Source organism: Pseudorhodobacter sp. E13 (assembly GCF_003991405.1).
Classification (GTDB): Bacteria; Pseudomonadota; Alphaproteobacteria; order Rhodobacterales; family Rhodobacteraceae; genus Pseudorhodobacter.
Genome location: NZ_RPEN01000158.1, coordinates 46,393 through 62,930 on the forward strand (window position 1 = coordinate 46,393; position 16,538 = coordinate 62,930).

General features: G+C 61.8%; 12 protein-coding genes. 4 read left to right on the forward strand and 8 right to left on the reverse strand.

Translation table 11 applies throughout. The annotated features are described in order from the left end of the window. Positions 1-65: 65 nt before the first annotated feature. From lpdA to EGN72_RS14035, 5 genes are all read right to left on the reverse strand, one after another. Positions 66-1,460, reverse strand: a complete 1,395-nt coding sequence (gene lpdA, locus EGN72_RS14015) for a dihydrolipoyl dehydrogenase (RefSeq protein WP_127048633.1) — start codon at positions 1,458-1,460, stop codon at positions 66-68. Positions 1,461-1,555: 95 nt separating this feature from the next. Continuing rightward, positions 1,556-2,131 (reverse strand): DUF924 family protein, encoded by a 576-nt coding sequence (locus EGN72_RS14020; protein ID WP_127048634.1) that lies wholly within the window; start codon positions 2,129-2,131, stop codon positions 1,556-1,558. An 84-nt stretch (positions 2,132-2,215) separates the two neighbouring features. Further along, positions 2,216-3,496 carry an MFS transporter gene (locus EGN72_RS14025; protein ID WP_127048636.1) on the reverse strand — a complete coding sequence of 427 codons (1,281 nt, stop codon included), beginning with the start codon at positions 3,494-3,496 and terminating at the stop codon, positions 2,216-2,218. Positions 3,497-3,578: 82 nt separating this feature from the next. Continuing rightward, positions 3,579-4,637, reverse strand: a complete 1,059-nt coding sequence (queA, locus tag EGN72_RS14030) for a tRNA preQ1(34) S-adenosylmethionine ribosyltransferase-isomerase QueA (RefSeq protein WP_127048638.1) — start codon at positions 4,635-4,637, stop codon at positions 3,579-3,581. After that, on the reverse strand, positions 4,634-8,176 hold the full coding sequence (locus EGN72_RS14035; protein WP_233587150.1) for a DUF3971 domain-containing protein: 3,543 nt from the start codon (positions 8,174-8,176) through the stop codon (positions 4,634-4,636). Before EGN72_RS14035 ends, queA begins: the two co-directional genes overlap by 4 nt. 125 nt (positions 8,177-8,301) lie before the next feature. Here EGN72_RS14035 and bcp point away from each other — a divergent pair, with 125 nt between their 5' ends. From bcp to EGN72_RS14055, 4 genes are all read left to right on the forward strand, one after another. Beyond that, positions 8,302-8,766 carry a thioredoxin-dependent thiol peroxidase gene (gene bcp, locus EGN72_RS14040; protein ID WP_127048639.1) on the forward strand — a complete coding sequence of 155 codons (465 nt, stop codon included), beginning with the start codon at positions 8,302-8,304 and terminating at the stop codon, positions 8,764-8,766. 51 nt (positions 8,767-8,817) lie between these two features. Continuing rightward, positions 8,818-9,636 carry a ferritin-like domain-containing protein gene (locus tag EGN72_RS14045; protein WP_127049372.1) on the forward strand — a complete coding sequence of 273 codons (819 nt, stop codon included), beginning with the start codon at positions 8,818-8,820 and terminating at the stop codon, positions 9,634-9,636. 170 nt (positions 9,637-9,806) lie between these two features. Then, complete coding sequence (locus tag EGN72_RS14050; RefSeq protein ID WP_127048641.1) at positions 9,807-11,144, forward strand: M23 family metallopeptidase; 1,338 nt, start codon at positions 9,807-9,809, stop codon at positions 11,142-11,144. Continuing rightward, entirely contained in the window at positions 11,134-11,670 is a 537-nt protein-coding gene (locus tag EGN72_RS14055) for a polymer-forming cytoskeletal protein (protein WP_127048643.1), read from the forward strand. The genes EGN72_RS14050 and EGN72_RS14055 overlap by 11 nt, the downstream gene beginning before the upstream one ends. 82 nt (positions 11,671-11,752) lie before the next feature. Here the strand turns inward: EGN72_RS14055 and EGN72_RS14060 are convergent, their stop codons facing one another. From EGN72_RS14060 to EGN72_RS14070, 3 genes are all read right to left on the reverse strand, one after another. Beyond that, entirely contained in the window at positions 11,753-12,526 is a 774-nt protein-coding gene (locus tag EGN72_RS14060; protein ID WP_127048645.1) for a DUF2189 domain-containing protein, read from the reverse strand. Between the two features lie 98 nt (positions 12,527-12,624). Continuing rightward, complete coding sequence (gene prfB / locus EGN72_RS14065; protein WP_127048647.1) at positions 12,625-13,752, reverse strand: peptide chain release factor 2; 1,128 nt, start codon at positions 13,750-13,752, stop codon at positions 12,625-12,627. Positions 13,753-13,860: 108 nt separating this feature from the next. Continuing rightward, positions 13,861-16,419 (reverse strand): penicillin-binding protein 1A, encoded by a 2,559-nt coding sequence (locus EGN72_RS14070; RefSeq protein WP_127048649.1) that lies wholly within the window; start codon positions 16,417-16,419, stop codon positions 13,861-13,863. Positions 16,420-16,538 lie beyond the last annotated feature (119 nt).

The window sequence follows — 16,538 nt, forward strand, 5'->3', positions numbered from 1 at the left end:
GCTTTACCATGCAAAACCCGGCCCTTTTGAAGGGGCCGGGCAAGATTTTTGACCTGTTGGTCAGATCACATATGGATCACTTGGCCGTAAGCATCCAGCACCGCCTCATGCATCATTTCCGACAAGGTCGGATGCGGGAAGACGGTGTGCATCAGGTCTTCTTCGGTGGTTTCCAACTGGCGACCGATGACATAGCCCTGGATCAACTCTGTCACCTCGGCACCGATCATATGGGCACCCAGCAATTCGCCTGTCTTGGCGTCGAAGATGGTCTTGATCATGCCTTCCGCCTCGCCCAAGGCGATGGCTTTGCCGTTGCCGATAAAGGGGAAACGGCCAACCTTGATGCTGTGGCCCGCCTCTTTCGCCTTTGCTTCGGTCAGGCCGACGCTGGCGACCTGCGGGTGGCAATAGGTGCAGCCTGCGATGGAATTCGGCTTGATCGGATGCGGATGTTTGCCCGCGATCAGTTCCGCCACCATCACGCCTTCATGGCTGGCTTTATGCGCAAGCCACGGCGCGCCCGCGATATCGCCGATGGCGTAAAGCCCGTCGACGCCGGTGCGGCAATATTCATCGGTCACAACATGGGTGCGGTCAATCTTCACGCCCAAGGCTTCCAGACCAAGGTTTTCAACATTGCCCACGATGCCCACGGCGGAAATCACGGTGTCAAATTCCATCGTCTCGGTTTTGCCGTTGCTTTCCAGATGGGCGGTGACTTTGCCCTTGGCCTTGTCCAGCTTTTTGACGGTGGTTTTCTCAAGGATCTTCATGCCTTGCTTGACAAAGGCTTTCTTGGCAAAGGCCGAGATTTCGGCATCTTCCACGGGCAGCACCCGGTCCATCACCTCTACCACCGTGGTATCTGCGCCCAAGGTGTTGAAGAAGCTGGCAAATTCAATGCCAATTGCGCCGGAACCGATGACCAGCAGCTTTTTCGGCATCCGTTTGGGTTGCAGCGCGTGGCGATAGGTCCAGACCAGATCGCCATCCGCCTCCAGCCCCGGCAGGGTGCGGGCCCGCGCGCCGGTGGCAAGGATGATGGCGGGGGCGGACAGCTCCTCGACGCCCTTATCGGTTTTCACCGATACTTTGCCCTTGGCGGGCAAGGTGGCCTCGCCCATGAACACGGTGATCTTGTTCTTCTTCATCAGATGGCCGATGCCACCCGAAAGCTGTTTGGCCACCCCGCGTGAGCGGGCAACGACGGCATCCAGATCATAGGACAGGCCGGTTGCTGACAGACCGAATTCCTTGGCGCGGTGCATCAGATGGAACACTTCAGCAGAGCGCAGCAGCGCCTTGGTCGGAATACAGCCCCAGTTCAGGCAAATCCCGCCGAGGTTCTCGCGTTCCACGATCGCAACGGATTTGCCCAGTTGTGCGGCACGAATAGCGGCAACATAGCCCCCCGGCCCTGCACCGATTACGACCACATCAAACGTCTTGGCTGCCATGTTTTCCCTCCTCAGAAAAAGTAGTTTGCCATTAAACTATTTTTTTCGCCCCAGCAATGACATCGCCGCCCCGGGGCTATGCACTCAGCGCATAGCTATGCGCCCTCCCCCTGCAATTCCCGCACAATCGCGCCATAGCCGCCGTTGCGCATGAAACTGTCTTCCGCCTCGGTGGAATGTCGGCCAAGGGCGGCGTTGCGAAAGGGAAAGCGGCCAAAGCGGGCGATGATCTGCTGATGCGCGCGGGCATGCAGGGCGGTTTCGGGGTTATCCATCCGTGTGGTGAAACAGTCCACCGCAAGCGCCTGATCGGCCGGGTCCTCGGAATGTTCAAAGGGCAGGAAGCAGAATTGCCGTTCCGGCGTGGCAATCTGCTGATCCCAGTTGGCAGCAAGGACCTTGCGCGCGGCCGCCCGCGCCTGCGGATCGGTGGCAAAGGCGCGCGGATCGCCGCGGAACATGTTGCGGGGGAATTGATCGGTCAGGATCAGATAGGCCAGCGCACCGCGCGCGTCGCCCAGCCAGTCTTGCAGGCCGCCATCTGCCGCCCGTTGCCACAGCGCCCGAAACCGCGCGACGATTTCGGCATCAACCGCCGGGTCAACGGCATACCAGCCCTGCGGGCCGACCTTGTGCAACCAAAACTCCAGCACCTCGTCCCGGTCTGCCATCACGCCCCTCCCGGCTTTGCGCCCTTATGGAGGAGCGTGGCAGGTTTCCCTAAGCGTTTCAATGGGCTGATGCGCAAAGCCGCGCTAAACCTTGGGCGCAGCCTCAGGGGCATGGGCATGCCCCGCGCCTTCCGGGCCTTCGCCATCGGCCTCGGTCATGGCCGCTTCGACAAAGACCACCGTGGCCGAAGGCGAGACGGCAGTGAAGCTGGAGGTGGCATCCGCGGTATGGCGGCGACGCTGCATCCGCCAGACGGCATAGATCGCCAAGGTGGCAAACAACAGCCCCATGAACAGAAAGAACCCGCGCGGGCCAACCATCCCCATCATCCAACCGGTAATGACCGGGCCGGTAATCGCGCCCAAACCATTGATGAACAGCAACCCCGCCGAGGCCGCCGCCATGTCGGATTTATCCAGATAGTCGTTCACATAGGCCAGCAGCAGCGAATAAAGCGGGTTGGACACCGCCCCGCCCAAAGCCCCCACAAGGCAAAGCGCCCAGAACGGCACATCCCAGATCACCGGGATCATCAGGCCAACCGCACCAAGCGCGGTCACGCCCAGAATCACCTTGCGGCGGTCCATCCGGTCAGACAGCCAGCCGATGGGATATTGGAACACCATGCCGCCAATATAGATGCCCGCGATAAAGATAGAGATATCGCGCACCGACAGCCCGGCCTGCGTGCCCCAGACCGCCGCCATCCCGAATTGCGCCGAAAACACGCCGCCCAGAATGAACATGCCCACACAGCCCAGCGGTGAGGCGTCATAGAGTTTGCGAAAGCTAAGCGGTTTGGTGGATTCGAACGCCGGGGCCTGACTGACGGAAAGCAGAATCGGGGTAAAGGCCAGCGACACCAGAATCGACGGGATCACGAACAGGATGAACCCGCCCGGATCGCCAAGGTTCAACAAGGCTTGGGCCGCGATGATGCCGATCATCTGCACGATCAGGTAAAGCGACAGCGCCTGCCCCCGGTTTTCATTGGTGGAGGCATCGTTCAGCCAGCTTTCGGCGGTGATATAGACACCCGAAAACGAAAACCCGATCAGCACCCGCATCAAGGACCAGGCGATCCAGTTCGGGGCCACGGCATACATGATCAGCACCGCCGAAATCATCGAGCCAAGGGCCGCAAACACCCGCACATGGCCGACCCGCCGGATCATATCCGGTGCCATGCGCGAGCCGAACAGAAAGCCAAGGAAGTAGCAGGACATGACGATTGAAAGCTCAAACGTCGACATGTTTTCCTGACCGCCGCGGATACCCAGCAAAGACCCCTGCATCCCGTTGCCCAGCATCAACAGCATCATGCCCAGCAGCAGCGCCCAAGAGTTCCGTAATACCGATATCATCACATTGGCCTTTCAAGTCTTTCGGGCAATCTGCCCTGTTCGCCCCCGCAGGCGCGGGTCATCCTGCGACATTTCGCAAGCGTTAAGCGCCGCTGGGTATCAGCAAAGAGGCATCTCCGTAAGAGAAGAAGCGATAGCCTTGGGCAACAGCATGGGCATAGGCGGTTTTCATGCGGTCCTGCCCCATCAGCGCCGCAACCAACATCAGAAGCGTCGATTTCGGCAGGTGGAAATTGGTCATCAGCGCATCTGTGGCTTTGAAGGCAAAGCCGGGATAGATGAAAATATCCGTCTCTCCGACCCATGGCGTCACTTGCCCGGTCGCGCGCGCCGCCGATTCGATCAGGCGCAGCGCAGTGGTGCCGACCGGAATGATGCGCCCGCCCGCCGCGCGGGTGGCGGCGATTTCGGCGGCGGCTTGCTGGGTCACTTCGCCCCATTCGGCATGCATCTTATGGGTGGTCACATCCTCGACCTTCACCGGCAGAAAGGTGCCCGCGCCGACATGCAGCGTTACTTCCGTCATCTCTACGCCTTTGGCGCGCAAGGCGGCCAGCAGTTCCGCATCGAAATGCAATGAGGCAGTGGGCGCTGCCACCGCACCGGGGCTGCGGGCAAAGACGGTTTGATAATCGTCATTATCCTGCGCATCGGGGGCACGTTTGGCGGCGATATAGGGCGGCAAGGGCATGGTGCCTGCTGCCTGCAAGGCGGCCTCAAACGCGTCACCTTCGGCGTTGAAGACCAGCCGCAGGTCGGTTTCGGATTTCTCGGCCACGGTTGCGGTCAGCCCGCCGTTGAACAGGATCTCCTCTCCCACCGCCAGCTTGCGCAGGGGTTTGGCCAGCGCCCGCCAGCCCCCGGCGGCATGGGGTTCCATCAGGGTCACTTCGATCTTGGCCGATACCGGGCCTTGCGCGGACGCGCGGTGCCGCGCCCCCATCAACCGCGCCGGGATAACGCGGGTGTTGTTCAGGACCAACCGATCGCCTGCGCGCAACTGATCCACCAGATCAAAAACGTGCAAATCCTGCATCCCATCCGGGCGCACCACCAGCATCCGCGCCGATGAGCGGGGGCGCGCAGGCCGCGTGGCGATCAGCGTTTCGGGCAGATCAAAGTCGAAATCATCCAGTTTCATTCATTCGGGTCCAGTTGCGGCGGCGCGCTGCGGAAAATCTCGCGGAACATGCCGGGGGTAAACAGCGACAAGGGATTGACCGAGACGCTGGGCTCTTTCGCGGTGCCTTTAACGGTGTAGTTGAAGCCGAACAACCCTTCGCCCTTGCGGGTCAGAAACGCGCCAATCCCGTTAAGCAGATAGATGGGCGAAATCACGCCCTGCACATCCAGCCGCCCGCCCTGCAACACATACAACCCCGAGGCCGACACGCCCAACGAGGCCCCCACCGCCGAGGCCCGCCCGATCTGCACCGCGCGGGGCGACAGGCGGAACTGCGCCTCCACCTCGTTGAACAACAGGCCAGAGCCGTTCATCTGCTCCAAGAGCCCCACCACCGAAATCGCGTTGATCAATTCGGCAAGTGCTGGGGCTTTGCGGATGCGGATGCCTTGCATGGTCAGGTTGCCGTCATAGGTGCCCTTGGCCCCGGTCGGGCGCAGGATCAGGTCCATACTGCCGCCTTGGGCATTGGGAAACACCTTGGCCGCTGAAAACACCGACCCCGCATCCTCGGAGCGCAGGCGCACCGCTGTGCCATTGGCCGAAGGGGCAAGGCTGCCCTTGATCGGGGTTTGGCCGTTGACGCGGCCGGTGAAATCGCCCGAAACGCCGCCGCGCCCCGGTGTGATGGTGCTGCGAAAGCCGGTCAGGGCAAGGCCGTCGGTCACGGTCAGCTGATCCAGCGCAAGGCTGATCGGGCCGCTGCTGCTTCCCGCCCCGCCGCGCGCGCCGGGCAGGCCACGCATATCCACCCGCCCGCCCGTCACCGCGACCGCAGGGGGCCGCCCCTTGCCCCGGCCCCGCAATTCGGCACGGGCATTCAACCAGCCGCCCAGCGTGACCGACGTAAACCGCGCCAATTCCAAGCCGCCATCCGCTGCAAGGCTGATGCTGCCCGTGGCCTTCAACCCGGCGGCCTCCAGCACCACGCTGTCCACCCGCGCGGGCTTGCCCAGCGTCAGATCAAGCGCCAGGCGCCCGGTGCTGGCCGACCCCTTGGACCAGCCCAGCGAGGGTATCGCCATCTGCACCCCCGCGAGGGAGGAGCGCAGCACCAGTTTCGGCGCTTGGCCTTGCTGCAAATCCACCGTGATATTGGCCACACCCCGCCCCGCCAGCAGCCCATCGGGCAAGCTGACACCCATATTGCTGGCGGCCTTGGCCGAAAGCTCTGCCGTGCCGGTGATGGTGGATTTGCCTTTGAATTCCGGCGCAAACTGCTTGGCATAGGTCACATCGAAGGGCACCGATTGCAGCGCGCCCTTGCCGCTGATTTCCAGCTTTTCCGGCGTCACCCGCAGGGCCAAACGATCCGCGCGCAATTCGCGCCCCGGCACCAACCGGTCAGACCGAAAGCCCGTAATCACACCGGTCACGTCGAAATCGACATCGGCAATCTTGTTGCCCTTTTTCAGCGGTAATCGCAGATCAGCCGAAGCCTCTACCTGCCCCTGCCCCAGATCGGTCGGCAGTTTGGCCTTGGTCATGAACTGGAACGGCGGTTCATCCAGCAGCGACAGCGCCGCCGACATATCGCCCTTGGCCTTCACGCCAATTTCGGCCCGCGCGGGTTTTTCGGTGACATCCACCACCGAAAACACCGATCCGGCAATATCAACCAGCCCCCCCGATGGCGCGGCGACCTGCCCTGCCTCCAGCACCATCTTGTAGGATTTGCCGGCCACCACCGCATAACCGCGACCGTTCTGGATGGGCGGCAAGGTTTTCAGGAACCGCACATCCGCGCCGGAATAATCATAGCCCAGCGAAAACAGCGGCTCTTGCCCCGGACGCAGGCGAAAGCCCGCGCGCACATTGGTCAACAAGCCTTCATGCACATTATCCGCCACCCAGATGCGGGTTTTGCCCACCACGCCCGCAGGCCAGAGCGCCAGCAAACGGTCATGCGCGATTTGGTCCAGATCGGCATTAACCGCCACCGACCAGCCGCCTGCCTCTGGTTCCACCTGCCCCGAGGCTTGCAGGCGCTGGCCTTGGTGCAACAAGGTGATCTGGCCGATATCAATGCCAAAGGGGGCCAGCCGCACCCGGAAATCCAGCGCGCCTTGCTCAAACGTCACGGGTTCTTCCAGCACGCCTTGCGGGTCCAGTTGCAGGCTGTTGACCTGTATCTGCGCCAGCACCTCGCTGGGCCGCCCCGCCGTCACCCCCGGCAAATAGGCATGGCCCGAGGCCGACAGCGTGACATCGGCGCTGCGCACCGTCCATTCGCTGACATCCAGTCGCTCGCGGGCCGGATCAAAGCTGAAAAACAGCGAGGCCCCGTCAAAGGCCACGGGGGCGGTTTGCGGCGTGGGGCGCAGCGCGCCTTGGTCGATGGTCAGTGATGCCTCCAGCCCCGACAACGCGCCCAACCGATCGAGGGTCGAGGCGATCTGCCCCGAAATCGGCGCATCCAGCACCCCAAGCCATGCCAGCGGGGCGGCCTGCGCGGCTATATCTGCAGCGGCCACCCGGTCCACCGTCACCGTCATGCGGGCGCTGGCATCTTCCTTGGCGGCGATCAGGGTCATTACGGCAGATGCGGCAGCGGTTTGCCCCCCCGTCACCGACACCCCCAATTCCATCGCCAAAGCGTCCTCGCGGTTGGAAAGCTGCATTCGCCCATCGCCCAATTGCCAGACCCTGCCCAGCAGATCATCCTGCACGGTCAGCGTCAGGGCCTGCGCCTCGATCAGCCGGAGATGCGACAAGGCGGGCTGTTCGAACAGCGTCACCGCCGAGCCGATCAGCCCCGAAAGCCCCTCGACCGGGCGGGGTTGGATGCCGCGGGTCAGCGCAAGGTCAAAGCGGCCATCCGCCAGCCGCCGCAGGCCCATATTGGCCCCGATCACCCGCAGGCTGCGCAGCCGCAACTGGCCCTGCGCCACCGCAGACGGGTCCAGCGCCACGCGCATTTCCGGCACCGACAGCAACGAAGTGCCATCGGGTTGCAGGATGCGCACATCCTCCAGCCGCAGGCGGGGCACCCAATCTTCATCCACCACGAACACCGCACCGCCCAAAGACAGCGCCGTCCCCGGCCCGGCAATCTCGCCCACCACGTCATTGATCCGGGCTTCCGCCTCGACCACCGCCCAGACCGGCAGGCGCAAGGGCTTGCCGCTCAGCGCGAGGGCCGCGAACAGCATGGCAAGGCTGAGGAAAATCACCGTGGGCATCAGCCAGAAACTGCCGCGCCGCACAGGTTTGCGCCGCCGGGCCAAGCGGTGCGGCTTGGGGCGTGCGGCGTCTTTGGTCGGGTGGTGATGCGGGGCCTCTGGCCCGTTGAACGCGTTTTCGCCTTCCAGAAATTCGGGATTGTCCGGGTCTGTCAGGTCGGGTGGCGGGTTGTCGGGCAGGTCGATGAAAATCGGGCTGTGGTCCACGGCCTCCGTCTGGGCACCCTCAGTCGGCGCAACCTCAGTCGCGCGCGCAGGCGCTGTTGCCTGATCGCCGGACCCGCTTTCTGTGTGATCCTTGGTCGGATCTGCCATCAGCCTTTACCCTTACCCACGCCTCTTGCGCGGCCCTGCCTGCATTTGCCAAAACGGCAAGTGGCTTTACCTTTACCGCAAAAGACTTAGACCATCAGCCAGAAACTTCCCAGAAGGAGATCACAATGCCGAACGCCGGAGATGCCGCCCCCGATTTCACCTTGCCCCGTGATGGCGGCAGCACCGTTACCCTGTCGGCCCTGCGCCCTGCCCCTGTGGTTTTGTATTTCTATCCCAAGGATGATACCAGCGGCTGCACGATCGAGGCCAAGGATTTCACCAGCCTTGGCGCGGATTTCGCGGCGGCAGGCGTCACGGTGATCGGCGTGTCAAAGGACAGCGTGAAGGCGCATGACAAGTTTATCGCCAAGCACGATCTGGGCGTCATCCTTGTCTCGGACGAGGCCGGCAGCACCTGCGAAGATTACGGCGTCTGGGTGGAAAAGCAGATGTATGGCAAAACCTATTTCGGCATTGAACGCGCCACCTTTCTGATCGGGGCGGATGGCAAAATCGCCCGGGTCTGGCGTAAAGTGAAAGCCAAGGGCCATGCAGAAGAGGTGCTGGCCGCGGTGAAAGCCCAAGCCTGAAGGCGGGGCGTCGGGATTGGAGGCTGTGTGAGCGAACTGACTTTGGCCGAAATGGCGGTGGAGGTGCTGACCACCGCCGATGGCCGCGCCAAAACCGCGCTGGGGCGCAAACATGCAGCCACATGGCTGGCCGCGCGTGAGGCGGGCACGCCTTTGCCCATCGGGCAGGCTGCCCCGCCACTGCGCCCGGCCCGGCCTGCCACGCCTGAACTTTTGTCGCCACGCGATATGCCACGCCGCAGGCCGGGGTCGCCCACCGGGCGCTTGGCGCTGTTGCATGCGGTGGCGCATATTGAACTGAACGCCGTTGATCTGCATTGGGACGTGATCGCGCGCTATACCCATGTGCCAATGCCGCTGGGCTTTTATGACGATTGGGTGCGCGCGGCCGATGATGAGGCCAAGCATTTCAACCTGATGTGCGATTGTCTGGAAGCGGCGGGCAGCCATTACGGCGCCTTGCCCGCCCATGCCGGCATGTGGCGGGCCGCCGAGGATACGGTGGATGACTTGTTTGGCCGTCTGGCCGTGGTGCCCATGGTGCTGGAGGCGCGCGGCCTTGATGTGACCCCCGGCATGATCGACATCTTTGAAAAAGCAGGCGAGGCCGGGCCGATTGCCGCGCTGCAAACCATCTATGCCGAAGAGGTCAGCCATGTGGCCTATGGTTCCAAATGGTTCAACTGGTTGTGTGGCCGCGATGGGTTGGACCCAAAGGATGCCTTTCACAGCCTTGTCCGGCGCTATTTTCACGGCACGCTCAAGCCGCCGTTCAACACCGAAAAGCGCGCCGAAGCGGGCCTGCCGCCGGATTTTTACTGGCCCTTGACCGAACGAAACACGGATGAGGACCAAGCCGGAACGCCCTGATTTATCGGCGGTTTCCTGCCTGTTTTGGCTTTCCGCTGCGTCGGATTGCCCGGAAGTGGTCAAAATTCTTGCACCCTGTGGCTGGGCTTTGTATTGCTGCCCGAGGTGGCTCGGCCTGCTTTTGGGAAAGCGGGTGCCGCTAAGGGATCAACAAGACCGGAAACAAGCCAGTGCTTAAACGACTTTCCTATCGGATCAACGGCGTAGTGGGTCGCTATTTCCCCGAGCAGCGCTTGTTCCTGAAATCCGATACGGAGACGCGTTTCATCCGGTTGCAACCGATGACCCAAGCCATCGCGCTGACCGGGTCGGCGCTGTTTCTGGGTTGGACGATTCTGGCGACTTCGATTCTGATGATGGAATCCATTTCCGCAGGCTCGGGCCGCGAACAGGCGCAACGGCAACAGGCGCTGTATGAAGCGCGGCTGAACGCCTTGTCGGCTGACCGCGACTTGCGCGCCGAAGAAGCCGCCCGCGCGCAGGAACGCTTCAACCTCGCGCTGAAAGAAGTCAGCGAGATGCAGGCGCGCCTGCTTGCCTCGGAAGATGGCCGCCGCGAAATGGAAACCGGCGTTGACGTGATCCAAAGCACGCTGCGCCGCACCATCAAGGAACGCGATGAGGCCCGCGCCGAGAAAGAGGCGCTGACCGCGTCCTTGCAGGAACAATCGGGCGGCAGCACGCTGGAAGGTCGCGCCCGTGACGCTGCCACCACCGTTGAAATTCTGGCCGGGGCGCTGGCTGGCACCGCCGAGCAGCGCGACAGCATGGCCGTGGTCGCCATGGCCGCCAAGGAACAGACCGATGCGATTGCCGCCCAGAAACGGGCGCTGGAAACCAAGAATGACGTGATCTTTGCCAAGCTGGAAGAGGCGGTGACGATCTCGATGGCGCCGCTGGACAAGATGTTCCGTTCGGCGGGCATGTCGCCCGATGATCTGCTGAAAGCGGTGCGGCGCGGCTATTCGGGCCAAGGCGGCCCGCTGACCCCCTTCTCGCTGTCCACCAAGGGTGAAAGCCTGAGCAATGACGAGATTCGCGCCAATGCGATTTTGCAGGGGCTGGACCGGATGAATATGTATCGTCTGGCCGCCGCCAAATCGCCATTTGCGATGCCGGTGAAATCGGCCTTCCGCTTTACATCGGGCTTTGGCTATCGCCGCGACCCCAAGGGTGCTGGCACACGCATGCATAACGGCACCGATTTCGCCGCCAGCACGGGCACGCCGATCTATTCCACCGCTGACGGTGTTGTGACCTATGCAGGCTGGAATTCCGGTTATGGTCGGCATGTAAAGGTGCAGCACGAGTTCGGCATTGAAACCAGCTATTCCCACATGTCGAATATCCGTGTTAAAGTTGGACAAAGGGTATCGCGTGGCGACCGTATCGGTGATATGGGAAGCTCAGGCCGGTCTACCGGCACTCATCTTCACTACGAGGTTCGGATCGGGGGCAAACCTGTTAACCCGATGACCTTTATCAAGGCAGCGACAGATGTTTTCTAAAAGCAAAATCAACGAACCCGGCCCCAAGGCCGAGGCAGACAAGACCACCCCGCCGACCACACCGGCCCGCAGCTCGATGGAGTTTACCTCCAGCGCGCCTAAAACCAAGGCCGCCGCCTCGGTGCTGTCGTCTGACCTGACGATCACCGGGAACCTGCGCACCACGGGTGACATTCAGGTGGAAGGCACGGTCGAAGGCGATATCCGCGCGCATTTGTTGACGGTTGGCGAAACCGCCACCATTCGCGGCGAAATCGTGGCCGATGATATCGTGGTCAATGGCCGCGTGATTGGCCGCGTGCGTGGCTTGAAAGTGCGCCTGACCTCGACCGCCCGCGTCGAAGGCGACATCATCCACAAGACGATCGCCATCGAATCCGGTGCGCATTTCGAAGGCTCCGTGCAGCGGCAGGATGATCCTTTGGCAACGGGCCGCGCCTCTGGCTCGGCACAGGCGGCAGCCCCGGCAGCCGCCCCGCAGGCCAGCTTTACCTCGTCGCAAAAGCCAAGCGCTGATAAGGAATAATCTGCCCCTCACGGGACAGACTAAGGGCGCCCCAAGGGGCGCCCTTTTGCGTTATGGCTTGGCCTCAAAGCGACATTCGGGCCTAATCCAAGGCGCGGCGATACAGGTGCCATGTCGCATGGCCAAGCACCGGCAGCACGACGAACAGGCCCAGAAACCACAGCGCCATCCCGACAAACAACAGCGCCGCAATCAGCACCCCCCAGACCAGCATAACGCGCGGATTGGTCAGAACCACCGACACGGATGTGATCATCGCGGTCACAAAGTCAATCTCGCGGTCCAGCAGCAGCGGCAGGCTGACCACCGTCAGGGCAAACAGCACCCCGGCAAAGCCCGCGCCGACCACCGTGCCCACCATCAGCATCATCAGGCCATTCGCAGTCAGAAACACATCAAAGGATGTGCTGATATTCGTCATTGCCTGCAAACCCAGAAACAGCGCGAAAATCATATGGGCAAGGAAGTTCCAGAACAGAAAGAACACCACAATCACCGCCGCAATGGACGGGATTTGCCGATCTTTCTGGCGAAAGATCACGCCCAGAATCGCAGGCCAGTTCAACGGTTCCTTGGTTTCCAGTCTGCGGCTGACCTCATACAATCCGCAGGCGATGAACGGCCCCAGAATGGGAAAGCCCGCGGCGGCGGGCAGCGTCCACCAGATTTGCCCGGTCGCGGTCAGCGCGTAAATGATAAGCCAGCCCCCGGCGACATAGACCGCCGCAAAAAACAGGCCAAACACCGGGGCTGCGCGAAAATCGCGCCACCCTGCGGCCAGTGCTGCACGCAAATCCTGCATTTCCAGCAACAAGACCTCGGGCTTGGCCGGGGCCGTTGGGGCGTGATGTGACATAGGCTCCTCCCTCTTCCGGGCAGAGCCTAACCGCTGCGGGGCGCAAACGAAAAGATGTAATTACGATGCGGCGTTTCGGGTGCAAACCGCGCGCGGGATCAATCGTCCAGATTGGCCTCGGCGCGGGATTTGCCAGACACATCCATCGCCAGCGTGGCGGCCATGAACTTATCCAGATCGCCATCCAGCACGCCTTGGCTGTCGCTGGTTTCCACCCCGGTCCGCAGGTCCTTGACCATCTGATAGGGCTGCAACACATAAGACCGGATTTGGTTGCCCCAGCCCGCATCGCCCTTGTTCTCATGGGCGGCGTTGATGGCGGCGTTGCGCTTGTCCAGTTCCAGTTGATACAGCCGTGAGCGCAGCGCGTTCATCGCCACTTCGCGGTTCTGGTGCTGCGATTTCATCGACGAGGTGACGACGATATTGGTCGGCAAGTGTGTGATCCGCACCGCCGAGTCGGTGGTGTTGACGTGCTGCCCACCCGCACCCGAGGACCGGTAGGTATCAATCCGGATGTCCTTGTCGGGGATTTCGATCTCGATATTCTCATCCACCACCGGATAGACCCAGACCGACGAAAACGAGGTGTGACGCCGCGCCGCACTGTCATAGGGGCTGATGCGCACCAGCCGGTGCACCCCGGATTCCGATTTCAGCCAGCCATAGGCATTGGGCCCGGAAATCTTGTAAGCGGCGGATTTGATGCCCGCTTCTTCGCCTTCGGACATGGATTGCAATTCAACCTTATAGCCCTTCTTTTCCGCCCAACGCACATACATGCGCGCCAGCATCGAGGCCCAGTCACAGCTTTCCGTGCCACCCGCGCCCGCGTTGACTTCCAGAAAGGTGTCATTGCCATCGGCCTCGCCGTTCAGCAGGGCCTCCAGCTCTTTGTTGCGGGCCAGTTCCAGCGTTTCGCGCAGGCTGGCTTCGGCTTCGGCCACCACTTCGTCATCGCCTTCGGCCTCGCCCAATTCGATCAGGTCCACATTGTCGCGCAAACCGGTTTCGATCAGCCTGTAGGTCGACAATTGGTCCAACACCGCCTGACGGTCGCGCATCAGCTTTTGCGCTTTGGCCGGGTCATTCCACAGATCCGGGTCCTCGATCATCGCGTTGAATTCTTCCAGCCGATGCGGCGCGGTTTCCAAATCCATCCGCTGCGCCAACAGCTTCAGCGATTTGCGGATGGCTTCCACATTGGACTGGGTTTCGGCGCGCATGAGGGTCTTCCTTGAAGTCGAGGTTCCGGGCTGCGTGATAGCGGTTTGCAGGGCACGGGGCAAGGGTGGCCCCGCCAAGGGCCAGCCCAGCCGTGCCGAATTCTGTTGTCAGTAAAGCCCGCCAGAGCTGAGCGTGCCAAAGTCCGCCTTTTTCGGGATGGCTTTGGTCTTGCCGCTGGCGGTGGTGACGGTGCTGGTCGTGGGTGCATTGTTGTCATCCTCGCCATAGGCGAACAGCGGCAGGTTGGACCCCATGCCAAAGCCGCCATCGACCATCACGCCGATGCTGGTGATCGGGTCTTCGCCCTCGCGGAAATATTCCGACACCACATTGGGGCCTGAGGCGCTGTCAGGCAGCACAGCCCCGGTAAAGCGGTCGATCTTTTTGAAATAGCCGCCCGGCGGCACGCGGAACTTGGACCCGCCGTATTTCGCCACGGCCTTTTTCATGAACTGTTCAAACACCGGGCCGCAGGTGGTGCCACCATAGGCGCGCCCCATGCTGCGCGGGTTGTCATACCCGATGTAGCAGCCTGCCACGATAGTCGAGGAAAAGCCGATGAACCACACGTCCTTGGCGTCATTCGTCGTCCCGGTCTTGCCCGCAATCGGCACCGGCAGGTTGATGCCTTTGGCCGTGCCGCGCAGCACCACACCTTCCATCATCGAGGTCAACTGATAGGCGGTGATCGCATCCATCACCCGCTCACGCGAGGAGGTGATGGCAGGCAATTCCTTGGGGTTCAGCGCGGCCAATTGGCAATTTTCACAGACGCGCTGGTCGTGGCGATAGATGGTCTTGCCGTAGCGGTCCTGCACCCGGTCCACCAGCGTCGGCTCCACCCGCTCGCCGCCATTTGCGAACATGGCATAGGCGGCCACCATCTTGAACAAGGTGGTTTCCTCGGACCCCAGCGAGTTGGCAAGAAACTGCCCCATCTTGTCATAGACGCCAAAACGCTCGGCGTAGCCCGCGACCACATCCATGCCGATTTCCTCGGCCAGACGGATGGTCATCAGGTTGCGCGACTGTTCGATCCCGGTGCGCACAGGTGTCGGGCCATAGAATTTGTTAGAGGAGTTGCGCGGCCGCCAGATGCCTTGCGGTGTGTTGATCTCAATCGGGGCGTCGACCACGATGGTCGCGGGCGTAAAGCCGCTGTCCAAGGCCGCCGCATAGACGAACGGCTTGAAGCTGGAGCCGGGCTGACGCTGCGCTTGCGTGGCGCGGTTGAACACCGAATGCTGATAGGAAAAGCCGCCCTGCATCGCCAGAACACGGCCCGAATCCACGTCCATCGCCATGAAGGCGCCCTGCACTTCGGGGATCTGGCGCAGGGTCCAGCGGATAAAGCTGCCGTCGCTGTCCTTGGTCATGGCGCGCACCAGCACCACATCGCCCACCGAGACCAGATCGCCCGCAACCGTGGCCTTCTTGCCCAAGCGGCCATCGGATTGCCGCTTGCGCGCCCAGGTCACATCTTCTGGCGGGATGAAATGGCCGTCTTCATCCTCGGCCACGCCTTCGATGCCGATGCGGGCCGATTTTTCGCCCACTTCCAGCACCACGGCAGGCATCCAGCCTTCAACATCGCGCGCCACATCCACCTCTGCCAGCGCCGCGCGCCAGCTTTCCTCGGACGAGAGTTTGGACGGGTCGATCACCTTGCGCGTCCCGGTCCAGATGCCTTGGCTGCGGTCAAACCCTTCCAGCCCGGCCTGCAACGCCTTCGCCGCCTCTTTCTGCAATTCCTGATCGACAGTGGCGCGGATGGTCAGACCGCCGCTGAAAAACTCATCCTCGCCAAAGGTGCCGGACAATTGGCGGCGGATTTCATCGCTGAAATAGTCGCGCGGCGGCAAGGCATCGCGGAAGGCCGGGTAATCGCCGTTCTGCACCGATTTCAGCGGCAATTCCTTTTCGGACTCGTAGGTCGCCTTGTCGATATAGCCGTTCTGCCACATCTCGCGCAGCACATAGTTGCGCCGCTCGGTCACGCGCGCTTTCGCGGTGACGGGGTGGTATTTGCCCGGCGCTTGCGGCATCGACGCCAGCATCGCGGCCTCATGCGGGGCAAGCTGGCTGAGCGTCTTGTTGAAATAGGTCTGCGCCGCAGCGGCCACCCCGTAGGAGTTCTGACCAAGGAAAATCTCGTTCAGATACAGCTCAAGGATCTTTTCCTTGTTCAGCGTCTCCTCGATCCGGGTGGCAAGGATGATTTCCTTGATCTTACGCTCGGCCTTGCGTTCGCCGCCCAGAAGAAAGTTCTTCATCACCTGCTGCGTGATGGTCGAGGCCCCGCGCACGTTTTCGCCGCGCGATTTGATCGCCTCAATCGCCGCCGCCGCGATGCCGCGTGCGTCATAACCTTTGTGGGTATAGAAGTTCTTGTCTTCGGCGCTGATGAACGCATGTTTGATCAGATCGGGAATTTCCTCGGAGCTGGCGAAAATCCGGCGTTCCTTGGCGAATTCATCCATCATGCTGCCTTCGCCCGAATAGACGCGGCTGATGGTGGGCGGGGCGTATTGGGCAAGGCTTTCGTGGCTGGGCAAGTCCCTGCTATACATGTAGAAAATCGCACCGATCGACAGGGCGACAAAGAACATCCCCATGGTCACCATGGTGAAAATGCCGCCCAATACTGAACCGATAAACCTGATCAAGGCCCTATCCCCATGTTTCCCTAAGCGCCCTATATACAGCATATAGGGTTTGGTCAAAAGGTTCGCCCCGCATCAAGGCGTGATTTCGCGCATTTTTGCGTGAGAAAACGCCGCGTCAC